Here is a 15,059-nt window from a genome sequence, read left to right on the forward strand (position 1 = left end):
CAGACAGTAGGAATTCGTTCTCCCTCAATCATAAAAAAGCGGTCGAAATTAGCTTTTCGACCGCTTTTTTATGATTTTAAAATTTGGGTTTACTCATATTTTCTCAATTCGTTACAACTTCAACAACTTTCTTTTTAGCAATTGGCAAAAAGGTTTCTTCCAATGGCAACACATATTTTGATTCTACCAAATAAGTAGCAGGATTGGGAAGATGTTTATAACGTTTTACTAAATCTATTTTAATATTCTCGAAAGTACTCAAGGCACTTTTTTTAATGGTTTCTACATAAAATGTTTTTAGTCCTCTCAAACGTTCGTGTTTATTTTCAAAAATGGTTAGATTGTACTGATAAACCCTTGTTTCGTGAATAATGGGTTCGTGCAATAACAAGTAACCATCATTTTTGTAAAGTGGCAAAATCCCAATCGGCGCAATATGAATATCCTTTTGTACTTCTTCTACTATCTGCTCGCCTTCGTGCAAGGCATTTTTGAATCTTGGCAAAGCATATTCCATGATTGACTCAATCTCGGATAAATATTCACTTTGAGGTTGATTTGAAAATTCATATTCAACATCTAAATTTTCAGGATTAACACCTTTAATTCGTTTGGGAAATTGAATACTCATCTGGTCGATTCCATCCTTAAAATACATAGAATAATCGTAATGATACTGCAAATCTCGTAAGTCGGGATATAACTTCTTACTTTTAAAATTACTTTTAACCTGTTGCAAATATGCCAGTAAAACATACTTTTTGTACTCAAAATCAATGAGTCCAGTGGTTAGCCAATCTTTCTCTAAGCTTTTCATAGGCGACATCATTTAGTGAAGGATTATTTTTAAAACAACGTACTAAATATAAAAGCATCTGATTTTGCTTTAGAATAATAAAATTAATGATTTCTACGAAAATGCCAAGATTTCTGGAAAGTATTTTAAAGTCTGTCAAATAGTTATTCAATTTCAATCTTTTTTTTCTATTTCATCTCAAAACCTGACAATTTTACCGTTTTTCAGACAATGGCACAAAATATGATGAAATAGTTGTGTTGTATGCAGAATTAGTTTGATTTTATTGAACAAGTATTTCAGCAAAATCAAATTGCAATTCAATAATTACCTAAAAAATCAAATACAAAAAATAACTTATCAAAAAAACAATGTCAACAGTTAGTATCAAGCCTTTAGCTGACAGAGTTCTGGTAGAACCAGCAGCCGCAGAAGAAAAAACATCATTCGGAATTATCATTCCTGACACTGCAAAAGAAAAACCACAAAGAGGAATTGTTGTAGCAGTAGGTTCTGGTAAAAAAGATGAGCCATTGACAGTTGCAGTTGGCGACACTGTTTTATACGGTAAATACTCAGGAACTGAAATTGCAGTAGAAGGTAAAGATTACCTTATCATGCGTGAAAGCGATATTTTCGCAATTCTTTAATTTTATTGCTTTAAGCAGTAGGCAATAAGCTTTAAGCTTTTAAAAATAAAAAACTTAATTTAATTTACTACTATATTCTGATTTTGCATTTTGGTAACAGCCTATTGCATACAGCATATAGCATAAAGCAAAAATAACAATGGCAAAAGAATTATTTTTTGACACAGACGCAAGAGACAAACTGAAAAGAGGCGTCGATACTTTAGCTAACGCTGTTAAAGTAACTTTAGGACCAAAAGGTCGTAACGTAATTATTGACAAAAAATTTGGTTCACCTTCTATCACTAAAGATGGTGTTTCAGTAGCGAAAGAAATCGAATTAGAAGACGCTGTTGAAAATATGGGTGCTCAGTTAGTGAAAGAAGTTGCTTCTAAAACTGCTGACCAAGCTGGTGACGGTACTACAACTGCTACTGTATTAGCACAAGCTATCTACACTATCGGTTCTAAAAACGTTGCTGCGGGTGCTAACCCAATGGATTTGAAACGTGGTGTTGACAAAGCAGTTACTGCTGTTGTTGCTTCGTTGAAATCTCAATCTAAAGCAATCGAAACTTCTCAACAAATTGCTCAAGTTGCTACTATCTCTGCTAACTCGGATGCTACAATCGGTACAATGATTGCAGATGCGATGGACAAAGTTGGTCGTGAAGGTGTTATTACTGTTGAAGAAGCTCGTGGTACTGAAACTGAAGTTAAAACAGTAGAAGGTATGCAGTTCGACCGTGGATATTTGTCTCCATACTTCGTAACTAATACAGAGAAAATGGAAGCTGAATTAGAGCGTCCGTTCATCTTGATTTCTGAGAAGAAAGTATCTTCAATGAAAGAATTATTACCAGTATTAGAAGGCGTTGCTCAAACTGGTCGTCCTTTATTAATCATTGCTGAAGATGTTGACGGAGAAGCTTTAGCTACTTTGGTAGTTAACAAAATCCGTGGTGCATTGAAAGTTGCTGCTGTTAAAGCACCAGGTTTCGGTGACCGTCGTAAAGCTATGTTAGAAGACATCGCAGTATTAACAGGTGGTACTGTAATTTCTGAAGAACGTGGTTTCAAATTAGAAAACGCTACAATTGAATATTTAGGACAAGCTGAAAAAATCATCATCGACAAAGACAACACAACTGTTGTAAACGGAGTTGGTGCAAAAGATGGTATCGAGGCTCGTGTTAACCAAATCAAAGCTCAAATCGAAAATACTACTTCTGATTATGACCGTGAGAAATTGCAAGAACGTTTGGCTAAATTGTCGGGCGGAGTTGCTATTCTTTACATCGGTGCTGCTACTGAAGTAGAAATGAAAGAGAAAAAAGACCGTGTTGACGATGCTCTTCACGCTACTCGTGCCGCTGTTGAAGAAGGTATCGTAGCTGGTGGTGGTGTTGCTTTAATCCGTGCTATCAAAGCATTAGACGGTTTAACTGGTGACAACGAAGACCAAACAACTGGTATCAACATTATCCGTCAAGCAATCGAATCTCCATTGAGAACTATCGTTGCTAACGCTGGCGGTGAAGGTTCTGTAGTTGTGAACGCTGTTAAAGCTGGCGAAGGCGACTTCGGTTACAACGCTCGTGAAGACAAATACGAAGACATGATTGTTGCGGGTATCATCGACCCTACTAAAGTAACTCGTTTAGCATTAGAAAACGCTGCTTCTATCGCAGGTTTATTATTGACTACTGAATGTGTTATTGCTGACAAACCAGCTGCTGAAGCTCCACACGCACATGGTGGTGGCGGCGGAATGGGTGGAATGATGTAATATCAGTTCTGAGTTAGGAGTGTTGAATGAGGAGTAAAAATTACTTTTCACTCAACACTCCTCATTCAACACTCAAAAAACTCCTCATTAGCAATGCTTTTGAGGAGTTTTTTTGTTTATTTTAACCATCAAGACTTTTATCAATTTATTGAAAGACAAATACGATTAACATATTTCAGATAACTGATAAATGTACGAAAGTACATAAAAATCAAGCGGATTATTTTATGAAAAACACCAAACATTGGGCAATATTCTTATCAAACAGTGCCAACAAACAAGTATTTATTCAACAGTTATTATCCCAAAAAGCTAAGGGAATTTTTGAAGATTTAAACAAATCAAACGGTTTATTATTTTCAAGCCTTACGGTGAATGATTTTATTGATGAAGAAAATCGACATGGATTTACTGCTGTGACTAAACATCTTGACAGAAGTTTGAAGTCGATGTCGAGTGGAGAGCAAAAGAAAGCTTTGTTGAATTACTTAGTTGCTCAAAAGCCCGATTACTTGATTTTGGATAATCCTTTTGATAATTTGGATGTAGCGGCTCAGGCTTCTTTATTAGAAATGCTCCATGAAATTGGTACACATACTTCTTTAATTCAGCTAATTAATCGTGAAAGAGATTTATTGTCTTTCATCACAAATGTAGTAAGTATCGAAAAAAATAACCAATTAGTTGTACATAAAGACCTTCCAATTTTTCTTGAAAATTATAGAAAAAACCAAAATTTCTCTTTTTCAGGAGAAATCCCACCTCCTTTCAAACACTATGATTTACCCAATCCAGAACTGATTAAATTCAATAAAGTAAATGTAAGTTATGGTGACAAACATATCCTAAGAGACATTACTTGGACAATCCATAAAAATGAATTTTGGCATTTAATTGGTCCAAATGGTTCTGGGAAAACCACCATGTTGTCCATGATTACGGGTGATAATCCCAAAGGATATGGACAGGATTTAACCCTTTTTGGAAGAAGAAAAGGTACTGGAGAAACGGTTTGGTCGATTAAAAATAATATCGGCTACGTTACGCCTGCCATGACAGATTTATTTACCGCAAGCCATACTTTGGAACAAATGTTAATGTCTGGCTTTTATGATTCTATTGGTTTGTACAATAAACCTTCTGATTTACAAATTAAATTAGCCAAGCAGTGGATTACTTTAATTGAAATGGAAAAACTCAGTAAAAAGCCATTTTTTATGCTTTCGACAGGGCAACAACGCATGGCTTTGGTAGCCAGAGCAATGGTGAAACATCCTCCCCTACTAATTTTAGACGAAGCCATCGCAGGATTAGACGACCACAATGCTTCACTCGTAATTTCATTAATCAACAAAATTGCCAACGAAAGCGAGAGTACCATTTTGTACGTATCGCATCGCAACGAAGCAGGACTTTTTCCAAGAAATATCTTTCAATTATTTCCTTCAGAGGAAGGGTCTGGTGGGGTTGTGATGAAGTAACAAGAGCATCATTTTAATACTCGAATGAATCAATTTGATGCTCGTGAGTATTGTTTTAAGACTCGAATGAGTCAATTCGATACTCATAAGCATTGTTTCAAGACTCGACTGAATCAATTTGATACTCGTGAGTATTCTTATAGGAATTAAATAAACCGATTGGATGCTCATGAGTATGGTTTTAATGCTTGATTGAATTAATTCGATACTCATAAGCAATAAATTGTAATTACATAAAGCCGTATAACTTCAATCAAGCATACTGTTTCAACTTCTTCTCTAAAAAATAAATAACAACGCCACAATAAGGTTTAAAAGCTAATTGTTTTTCCCCTTGAATATCTCTGATTGTTTTTTGCTTCCAGTCTGCTAACTGTTTCTCACATTCACTTTTTTTCCATTTTTTTAGGGTTAGTACTTCAATAACACCATTTATGGTTTGCAAACGATTCGCTTTTAGGAGTTTATTATTAAGATTTAAAACCTTATTTATATCATTCTCAATGACAGGATTAGTTGATTTTATTATACCATCTTTACTGCTGTATGAGATTGATTTTATGTCAGGGATACTAAAAAGAGAGAAGCTAATATCTTTCGCTCCCACTGATTTAGACTTATCACAATGAGCATCATCATTAATACTCCCTGGACAACAAATTACCATGTTGGTATAGTCAAGTTGTAAGTCGGGATGAGTAGCTCTTGACATGGTATGTTCAATTTTTGACGTTTCTTTTTCAGACTTATCTTTAACAGGAATTTGTCTCATGCAATAGGCACAGATATACCCCTGTTCTTCTAGTAAGGCTTGACGAAGTTCTGGAATGGGACTATATTTTGTAAAGCCTGATGTCTTTTTCTTAGCCGTCCATTCTTGTGGTTCTTTACCTTTTGTTATCTTAATCATCGTTATCACTTAGAAAATTCAACATTGTTTCTGCTTTGGATAATTCGGGTAGGCTATCACCAAACTCCTCTTTCATTTGATTAAGGTAATTGGCTGCGCTTATATAGTCATCAATATCAATGAAAGAAAATAGCGTATTCAAGCGGTCGTCAACCTCTTTTGTTCTTGGAATTACCCCTAAAACGGTTTCAATAATTGTGGAAGCATCTAAACCGTAAGTTTTTACTTCTTGGGCTATGTAACCTTTTTCCTTAGCATAAGTAAGTTTATAAATGACATTTTTCTCGTTATCTAAAATGCCAGACATCAGCAAAGGGCTGTGCGAAGTGATGATAAATTGTAGCTGCGGGAAAGCATTTTGTACCCCCTTTACCACGAGCGATTGTAAACTTGGATGCAAATGCAAGTCAATTTCATCAATCAACACTGTACCCTTTGTATTGGCACAAGCCTCAACGCCAAAAATGCCTTTGTTGAGTAACATACATCTGAAAGAAAGATCTAATACAATATTTACCAAACGGGTAAGTCCATCAGAAAGTAAAGCTGTTTCTACCTCTCTTTTATCGGTAAGCATATAATAAACTTTCCCTTGATTGTGACGAATTTGCATATCCTCAATAACATTACATCCATCAACACCCAATGCTTTTTGAATCGCCAGTCTTACTCCTTCAATTTCTATTTCACCTTTTTGGGCTTCTTTTAAAATCAACAATCTTTTAGTCCAATAATCTAAAAAACCATCTCCTTGCAAGCATTCATAATAGCCAAACGAAGGTTTCTGGTCATAATTTTTAAATTTCTCTCGGTTGATTTTTCTCGTGGTATGAATATCTGCCGTAGAAAAACTCGCAAAAAGTGGTAGTGTTTCTTTTTGTACTTTATCTTCAAAAAGGTTTTTATAAAGCGACTTTCCTACCCTGTTAATAGCATCAAGAGGCTTTTGTAAGGTTCTACCTTTTTTGGAATTTAATTCAAGAGAAGCATTTACCCGTAAGTTGGTGAAATCAATCTTTATAGCTGGTTCGTTTGCCAAACCTGATGTTGATTCAACTACGCTAAAATCGTTTGGACTTAATCCTAAAAAACGAGTATTTTCATCACTAAATCCTATAAAAAAAGAATTTAGCACAGTGCTTAAAGCCCTGATAAGCGTAGTCTTTCCACTCGAATTATCTCCAATAAACAGATTAACCCCTTCTTTAAAGTTCAAAGAAAGTAGCTCAAAGCATCTATAATTATGTATTGTTATCTTCTCCATCATGTAAATATAATAACTTAAAGAGAAATCTTATAGGCAAAAAATAAAAGGGAAATCTTCCATTGAAAAATTTCCCTTTTATTGTAATATTCTATTAACTCTTATCTTTACTTATTCTTCGCCTCAATCCAAAGTCTTGCATTAATAAACGCTTCTAACCAAGGGCTTACTTCGTCGTTTTTACGGTTGGCTGGGTAGTTTGCCCAGTTCCAAGGGAAGGTCGAACGTTCGATGTGTGGCATGGTTACTAAATGGCGACCTGTGGCATCGCACATCATGGCGGTGTTGAAATCTGAGCCGTTTGGATTGGCTGGATAGGCTTCGTAACCGTATTTTCCTACAATGCTGTATTTTTCTTCTCCGTAAGGCAACACAAATTTACCTTCGCCATGCGATACCCAAACGCCTAAAGTTGTGCCTTCTAAAGTAGAAAGCATCACTGAGTTGTTTTGCTGAATTGTCACCGAAGTAAAGATACTTTCGTGCTTATGCGATTCGTTGTGGTGCATTTTGCCATGTACTTCGTGGTCTGGATTAATCAATTCCAATTCCATAAACAACTGACAACCATTACAAATCCCTACCGAAAGTGTATCTTCACGAGCAAAGAATTTTTTGATGGCAGCATTGGCTTTTTCGTTATACAAGAATGCTCCTGCCCAACCTTTCGCCGAACCTAATACGTCAGAATTTGAGAAACCACCTACTGCACCAATAAACTGAATATCTTCCAACGTCTCACGGCCAGCAATTAAGTCGGTCATGTGAACATCTTTTACATCAAAACCAGCCAAATACATCGCATTCGCCATTTCACGCTCTGAGTTTGAGCCTTTTTCACGAATAATTGCCGCTTTCGGACGAGCTGAAATCGTACTGTTATCCGTTAATTTTCCAGTGAAATGTGAAGGGAAAGTATAAGCTAAAGCTTGGTTTTTGTAATTACTATAACGCTCTAAAGCTGTTCCGTTTTTCGATTGTTTTGAATCTAACAAGAAAGACGTTTTGAACCAAACATCTCTTAATTCCGCCACAGCAAAATCAAATGTAGTTTCATTGTTTTTCACCGAAAGCGTGTTGCCTTCTACTACTTCACCAATTTTAACGATAGAGATATTGTTTTCCGCAAAAACAGCTTCAACCGAAGCATCTGCTTGGAATACCAAGGCAATGTTTTCGTTGAATAAAGCTTTTACGGTATCGCTTTCTCCTAAACCTAAAAGGTCAATATTTGCTCCAAGGTTTACGTCAGCAAAACACATTTCTAATAAAGTCGTAATCAAACCACCGCTACCGATGTCGTGACCTGCTTCAATTTTGCCTGCTTTGATTAAGTCTTGGAAAGTATTAAATGCTGTTTTGAAGTATGCTCCGTCTTGAATCGTTGGTACTTCATTACCTACTTTATTCAAGATTTGGGCAAAAGAACTACCACCTAATTTGAAGCTATCTTTCGATAAATTCAAATAGTAAATCGCTCCGCCATTGCGTTGTAACACTGGCTCGACTACTTTAGTAATGTCCGAACAATGTCCACCTGCCGAGATAATTACTGTACCCGGAGCAATTACTTCATCGTTTGGATATTTTTGTTTCATCGAAAGCGAATCTTTTCCTGTCGGAATATTGATGCCCAATTCGATGGCAAAATCCGAACACGCCTGTACGGCTTCGTACAAACGAGCGTCTTCGCCTGCATTTTTACAAGCCCACATCCAGTTGGCAGAAAGCGAAACCGATTTCAAACCGTCTTTCAAAGGAGCAAAAACGATGTTTGAAAGTGCCTCCGCAATGGCAGTACGTGAACCAGCCGCAGGGTCAACGATAGCTGCTACTGGCGAGTGACCAACCGAAGTAGCAATACCATCTTTCCCTTTGAAGTCTAAAGCCATTACGCCAACGTTGTTCAAAGGCAATTGTAATGGTCCTGCACATTGTTGTTTGGCTACTCGTCCGCCTACGCAACGGTCAACTTTGTTGGTTAACCAGTCTTTACAAGCTACCGCTTCTAATTGCAATACTTGTTCTAAATAGGTTGGAATTTCTGCTTCTGAATAAGACAAACCTGCGTAGTTACGCTCAATGGTTTTGTCTTCCATCACAATTTTTGGAGAGCTTCCGAACATTTCCGAAATAGCAAAATCCATTGGTTTAGCACCAGTTGATTTCGATTCGAAAGTAAAGCGATTATTTCCAGTAATATCTCCAACAGTGTACATTGGCGAACGCTCACGCTCTGCTACACGTTGAAGTGTTTCTAAATCTTTTTCACCAATCACTAAGCCCATACGTTCTTGTGATTCGTTACCGATGATTTCTTTTGCCGAAAGCGTTGGGTCACCTACTGGCAATTTATCTAAATCAATCAAACCGCCTGTTTCTTCTACCAATTCCGACAAACAGTTCAAATGTCCGCCTGCACCGTGGTCGTGGATAGAAACGATTGGATTATGGTCTGATTCTACTAAACCTCTAATGGCATTGGCAGCACGTTTTTGCATTTCTGGGTTTGAACGTTGAATCGCATTCAACTCGATACCAGAACCAAAAGCTCCTGTATCTGCTGACGAAACGGCAGCTCCCCCCATCCCAATGCGGTAGTTTTCACCACCCAATACGACTACTTTATCTCCTACTGTTGGCTTTTGTTTTATCGCTTGGCTTTCTTTGCCATAACCAATACCGCCAGCCAACATGATTACTTTATCGAAACCTAATTTGCGAGATTCTTCTTCGTGTTCAAAAGTAAGAACAGAACCCGTAATTAATGGCTGACCGAATTTATTACCAAAATCAGAAGCACCATTGGAAGCCTTAATCAAAATATCCATTGGTGTTTGATACAACCAATCACGCTCGTTAACAGCTTTTTCCCAAGGACGATTTTCTTCTAAACGAGAGTACGAAGTCATATATACCGCTGTTCCTGCCAAAGGCAATGAACCTTGTCCACCAGCTAAACGGTCACGGATTTCGCCACCTGAACCTGTTGCCGCTCCGTTGAAAGGCTCTACAGTTGTTGGGAAATTATGGGTTTCAGCTTTTACAGAAATCACAGAATCAAATTCTTTTTCTGCATAATAATCTGGTTTGTCGGCAGATTTTGGAGCAAATTGTGTAACACGTGGCCCTTTAATAAAGGCAACATTATCTTTATAAGCAGAAACGATGTCGTTAGGATTCGTTTCAGAAGTTTTCTTGATAAGTTTAAATAATGAACTTGGTTTTGCTTCGCCATCAATCACAAAAGTACCATTGAAGATTTTGTGACGGCAGTGTTCAGAGTTTACTTGTGAAAAACCAAATACTTCTGAGTCAGTCAATTTACGACCTAAACTTTCAGCCAAACCATTCAAATAGCCAACTTCTTCTTCGCTAAGAGCAAGTCCTTGTTCTTTGTTATAAGCAGCAATATCATCAATTTCAAGAATTGCTTCTGGAGCAATCTTGATCGTATAAATTCCTTGATGTAATTGCGTATATTTTTGCAAAAGCATCGGGTCGAAATCAGTAAAATCCTCCGCTACTGCCGTAAATTCCTCGATACGAATAATTCCTTGAATACCCATATTTTGGGTAATTTCAACAGCATTGGTACTCCACGGCGTAATCATGGCTGCACGTGGCCCCACAAAAACAGCTTCCAATGTAGCATTTTCTTGGTTTACAACCGTAAAAGTATGGTCAATTTTACTATTGAAAAGCCAAAAGAGTTTTTGAATATCTTCATCTGAAAGAATGGCATGCGTTTGCACGGCATAAACTGTGCTGGAGTGACTCCCGAAGAAATGAATCATGATGAAACAGATTGTTGGTTGTTTGTCGGCTAATTTCTAAAAACAACATAAATACAGCCGAATTGCTAAAGAGTTGCAAATTTAGGGGTTTTGAAAAAGAATACCTATAAAAATTTAAGTGATTGGGTTTGTTGGCGTGAAGCTTGTATCCTAGGTTAGCGAAGTATATAATACCAAGCTAACCTAGGATACCAACAATTAAATATTAGAAACTCATTTTAAAAAGTTTCCCAGAATCATCTCTATCATTGAGTTCTAAGATACTATTCTCTGATAAATCTATACCAGCAGGTATGTTATCTTTAATAGCTGAGAAAATATACTGTATATTGTAATTTCTACAAATTTCACGAACTATCTCTATTAATCGAGACTTTATTCCATTATCATCTCCAGAAATAACATCATCATGATAAACGAAACGAAAATGAGACTGCTTAGTATAATTTATCAAAATGGCTAAATCGAAGGCTACGCAAAGAATTTTATAATACGTTGCTCCTTCATCTTTTGCTGAGTTAGGAAAATCAGGGTCAAAATCAATATTATAATTTGAGTTAGGACTTATTTTTATTAAAGCATTTTCATTTAAAACTCGTTTGACTATTTCAGCAAAAGTCTTTCTTATACTCATGTATAAAGCACAATTTGCTGTATTGTCAATAATTTCCTTCAACTGGTCTTTGATTGTTTGTAATTCATGCTTTTGCTTATGACCAATTTCTTCTTTCTTTTTTTCAATTTCTCTAATAGCATCTAATTGTGTCTGATAATTAGATAGTTCTCTTTCAATTTCTATCATTCTTTTCTGATAGACTGCATATTTTTTAAAGAGAGATGTGTCTTGTATCAAATCTCTGAACTGTTCTCGTTGTTTATTTAGTGTAATGAGTTTACTATTTATTTGTTTTTCCTCTTCTAATCTTTCTATTAACGTTTGTCTGATTTGTTTGTTTCGCTCTTGCGTAATTTGGTGATTAAACTCAATTAGCTGCTCATAAGACTTTGATAACTTTTCAGGGAAATATAGTTCAACCTCCTCAAAAATATTTTTAATTTTTTTAATGTCGAAAGAAAACTCATTACGAATAGAATCATTTAATTTTTTAATATCGTATTCGACATTGTAGAGCCGAGTATTAAATTCAGCTATTTCTTCTTCTATATTGCCTACCAAATTTTGAATTGTAGCCTTATCTTGCTTATAGAAATTTAAACTTTCTAATTCTCTCAGTAATATTTCTCTATCTATTTCTACATTTTGGATTTTACCAACAATCGCATCTTTGTCTTCCGACTTTATGCCAAAGTCTTTTTCTTGTATTTTTATCGTTTTTGCATCGTCTTTTATATTTTCTTCTAACTCATACTTCTCTCTTAGCATCCTCCCATCAAATCCTAAAAGGCTGAACAATAAAGGCTTCCAATCTTTGTCTTTGTTTTTAGCAAATTTTCTTAATTGGAAAATGGTATTCATTTTAGGCTCGTAATCACCTTGTGTACGTAAAGAATAATTTACTATACGGCGATAGTTTTCATTATTTGACTTACAAAAATCAAAATTCAATTGCTCATTTAGATACTCTTTTGCTTTATCGAATGAAAGCGTCAAATCAAAATTTTCATAATAGATAAATTCTGTTGAACGAGCCTCGTTTAACTTAAATGAGATTTTAGTAGGAGTATCAACCGTTCTTTTGATGGTAAGATACTTGCCATTATTTAGTAGCACTTCCAAATAAAACTCATATCCTTTAAATTTTTCTTTATTTATCTCCTTGTAAAAAAAGAATTTTGTGTCTATACTTTTTAAAAGTAAGAAATCTATTAGTTCTCCAAGTTTTGATTTACCAAGATTATGTTGTTTTGCATCCTCTTTTTTTCCTTTGACATCCCCAATAACAGCATTTAAGCCTCCTTTGTCTAAAATAAAGGTGGTATTGTGAAACGGCTTATTGCTATATATTTTACTTAGTTTCATTTAATCAAAATTTAGTTGAAATACATCCAACTCTGGCAAATAATGTAACTTATCTAATAGAAAAAGAAAGTTTAACGAATCTGAAAATACTTCTTTCGCATTTTTACCAAGAGCATTTGTAGTAATATTCAGCAACTCATCGTATGTCAACAAGTTGTGTGTTTTTAGTTTATCAATTATTAATGCACTGACATTGATAACCGATAAATCTAAATTGAGATATTTGTGCGGTGTTATCATCTGTTTCGACCTATATCACATTGATAATACATAAAATGAAAAAATGCAGGAATCGTATTGCGATATTTTTTAAGCTTATCAGGCTCTTTTTCCATTAGATAGTTCGTTAGAAAACTAAAAATCTTTTTGAAGTCATCAAATTGTTCCCTGTTAGCTTCTATGACTCTTTTCAACTCTAAGGAAGTTTCTTCGTAATACTGGGCAAATTCTTGGTTAATTGGATTCTGTAAAAAGTCTAATATTTGCTTTTCGTGACGGTCTAAATCTGGCAAAATGATATTCTCATAATAAGCATTATCCAAGTTGTTAACTCGATTTTTTTCCTCAATACTGGGTCTGTCTAATGTCAAGCTACTGTTGATAAATTTAGGAAGTGTGTCATGAAAAATAACGATTAAATCCCTTATATCCTTGTCATGAAACTCAAATGGCATCGTAAACTTATCTAAGCCAAATTGCTTGACAATCTCTTTATTTTGTGACAAGAACCTATGTAGAGTGTCTTTTCCAATAATGTCAACATTTGTAAGACCAGTTTGGTCTTTAATATATTGTCTTGCCTCTTCTCGACTTTCTGTTTCTTTTCTATTAGTAAAAAGTAAATAATTATCAATTTCTCCCTTCGATTTCAATACCTTAACTTTTGGAACTTCTTTTTCTACAAGACCAGTTTTATTTCCAAAAAATTTATTATCTGAGCAACTCGCTTGATAGTCTGTTGTGTGCTTTACTTGAATGATAAACTTCCCTTTCCATTGCTCCGTTTTAGAGGGATAGGCATTAGCCACTCCTTCAAAACGCCCATCTCTTCCTCCATCTTTACCTTTAGAAAAGCTGACAAATCCTATACCAAGAACGTGTTGGCAAAGCATATTAATGAGACTTTCAAAGTCATCTTCGGATAGGTTTTCTAATCTATAATCCATAATTTTTAAACGAAATATAATATCTGATCAATATTCAAATGAGTATTAAATCAAAGCATCATTATTTTGTACCCTAGTAAGACTATACAAGTTTGAATCTTTACACAAAGATACAAAATATAAAATAGTATAATTTAAACATAGAATTCGAAATTTCAATTTAATAATCTTTATACTCCAATGAAAAAATTGCTTTTCCTTTTTTTATGTTTCTTTACTTTGGAAACATTTGCTCAAAAACGTTCTATTAACAACAAGCTTGGTACTGAACATATTTTCATTTCAGCAACAAAAATAGCATTGGTTCCTCCGCCAAATTTCGCAAAAGCGGTTGGCTTTAGTGGCTTTCAACAAGCCGAAACGAATTCATCAATCTTGGTTGCCGAAATTCCTGCTCCTTATCAAGAAATAGCAAAAGCGTTTACTGCTGAGGCACTTAAAACCAGAGGTGTTATTCTGATTAAATCTGAAGATATTTCTTTTCAAAATACACCAGCAAAATTACTCTTCACCAAGCAATCTGCTAATGGAATGGATTTTTCTAAAACAATTTTAGTTTTTGGAGATTCTAAGAAAGTCTTTTTAGTAAATTTTCTGTACCCCGAAAACGATAAAACTTTAGCCGAACAAATGGACAAAGCAATAGCCTCTGTTGTATATCAAAGTACTAAACAGGTAAATCCGCTTGAAGAAGCAAATTTCAAGATAAATACCGCTGATACAAAGTTCAAATTTGCTCATTCACTTTCTGGCTCATTAATCTTTACCAGTGACGGTAAATTACCTCCTGCCGATACAGACAAAGCTTTTCTTTCGGTTGGTCAAATACTTGTCAATACTTCGACTGTTCCAGACAAAAAACTATTGGCTGTTGAAACGATGCAGAAATTCCCCAATGGCAAGAAAACTAAAATTGAAAAAGTATCTACCATTGAAATTGATGGGATGACTGGCTACGAAGTAATTGGAACTGGCGAAAATGAAAAAGGACAAAAAGAATTGGTTTATGAAGTAATGCTATTTTCAAATAGCTCTTATTATTTAATCGTTGGAATTGCACCAATTCAATTTGACAGCTATTTACAGGTTTACAAAAGCATTGCTAAAACGTTTGAGAGGAAATTATAGACACTATCCCTAATTTTGTGTAAGTTGTTTTTTGTATTGATTATTTGTTTTTGATTCTTTGGTCAAAAATAAGGTAAAATTGGTTGATAATAATTCCCCAGTTATGAATGGGTTTAGT

Annotated in this window: 11 protein-coding genes; 4 read left to right on the forward strand and 7 right to left on the reverse strand. The window is 35.2% G+C overall.

What is annotated here, in order from left to right; genetic code table 11:
- Positions 1–103: 103 nt before the first annotated feature.
- Positions 104–817 carry a hypothetical protein gene (locus VB776_RS01785; protein WP_323325427.1) on the reverse strand — a complete coding sequence of 238 codons (714 nt, stop codon included), beginning with the start codon at positions 815–817 and terminating at the stop codon, positions 104–106.
- 350 nt (positions 818–1,167) lie between these two features.
- Between VB776_RS01785 and VB776_RS01790 the strand changes: the two genes are divergently transcribed.
- The 3 genes from VB776_RS01790 (at position 1,168) to VB776_RS01800 (ending at position 4,695) form a co-directional block, all read left to right on the forward strand.
- Complete coding sequence (locus VB776_RS01790) at positions 1,168–1,446, forward strand: co-chaperone GroES (RefSeq protein ID WP_184135555.1); 279 nt, start codon at positions 1,168–1,170, stop codon at positions 1,444–1,446.
- 139 nt (positions 1,447–1,585) lie between these two features.
- On the forward strand, positions 1,586–3,214 hold the full coding sequence (gene groL / locus VB776_RS01795; protein ID WP_323325430.1) for a chaperonin GroEL: 1,629 nt from the start codon (positions 1,586–1,588) through the stop codon (positions 3,212–3,214).
- Between the two features lie 227 nt (positions 3,215–3,441).
- The gene (locus VB776_RS01800; protein WP_323325432.1) at positions 3,442–4,695 is read left to right on the forward strand and encodes an ATP-binding cassette domain-containing protein; all 1,254 of its coding nucleotides are present in this window, start codon (positions 3,442–3,444) and stop codon (positions 4,693–4,695) included.
- Positions 4,696–4,948: 253 nt separating this feature from the next.
- Here VB776_RS01800 and VB776_RS01805 read toward each other — a convergent pair whose 3' ends face one another.
- The 6 genes from VB776_RS01805 to VB776_RS01830 all read right to left on the reverse strand — a co-directional run bounded on the left by VB776_RS01805 (position 4,949) and on the right by VB776_RS01830 (position 13,813).
- Complete coding sequence (locus VB776_RS01805; RefSeq protein WP_323325434.1) at positions 4,949–5,605, reverse strand: HNH endonuclease family protein; 657 nt, start codon at positions 5,603–5,605, stop codon at positions 4,949–4,951.
- Positions 5,598–6,872: an AAA family ATPase gene (locus tag VB776_RS01810; RefSeq protein ID WP_323325436.1), complete on the reverse strand. Its 1,275-nt coding sequence runs from the start codon at positions 6,870–6,872 to the stop codon at positions 5,598–5,600. The genes VB776_RS01805 and VB776_RS01810 overlap by 8 nt, the downstream gene beginning before the upstream one ends.
- Before the next feature lie 104 nt (positions 6,873–6,976).
- Entirely contained in the window at positions 6,977–10,666 is a 3,690-nt protein-coding gene (gene purL, locus VB776_RS01815) for a phosphoribosylformylglycinamidine synthase (protein WP_323325438.1), read from the reverse strand.
- 205 nt (positions 10,667–10,871) lie between these two features.
- Positions 10,872–12,647 (reverse strand): DUF2326 domain-containing protein, encoded by a 1,776-nt coding sequence (locus VB776_RS01820; RefSeq protein ID WP_323325441.1) that lies wholly within the window; start codon positions 12,645–12,647, stop codon positions 10,872–10,874.
- Positions 12,648–12,887, reverse strand: coding sequence for an ABC-three component system middle component 8 (locus tag VB776_RS01825; RefSeq protein ID WP_323325444.1), 240 nt, complete (start codon positions 12,885–12,887; stop codon positions 12,648–12,650). It lies immediately after the preceding gene.
- The gene (locus VB776_RS01830; RefSeq protein ID WP_323325447.1) at positions 12,884–13,813 is read right to left on the reverse strand and encodes an ABC-three component system protein; all 930 of its coding nucleotides are present in this window, start codon (positions 13,811–13,813) and stop codon (positions 12,884–12,886) included. The genes VB776_RS01825 and VB776_RS01830 overlap by 4 nt, the downstream gene beginning before the upstream one ends.
- A 180-nt stretch (positions 13,814–13,993) precedes the next feature.
- Between VB776_RS01830 and VB776_RS01835 the strand changes: the two genes are divergently transcribed.
- On the forward strand, positions 13,994–14,941 hold the full coding sequence (locus VB776_RS01835) for a hypothetical protein (RefSeq protein WP_323325449.1): 948 nt from the start codon (positions 13,994–13,996) through the stop codon (positions 14,939–14,941).
- The last annotated feature ends 118 nt before the right edge of the window (positions 14,942–15,059 follow it).

Source organism: Arcicella gelida (assembly GCF_034931025.1).
Taxonomy (GTDB): domain Bacteria; phylum Bacteroidota; class Bacteroidia; order Cytophagales; family Spirosomataceae; genus Arcicella; species Arcicella gelida.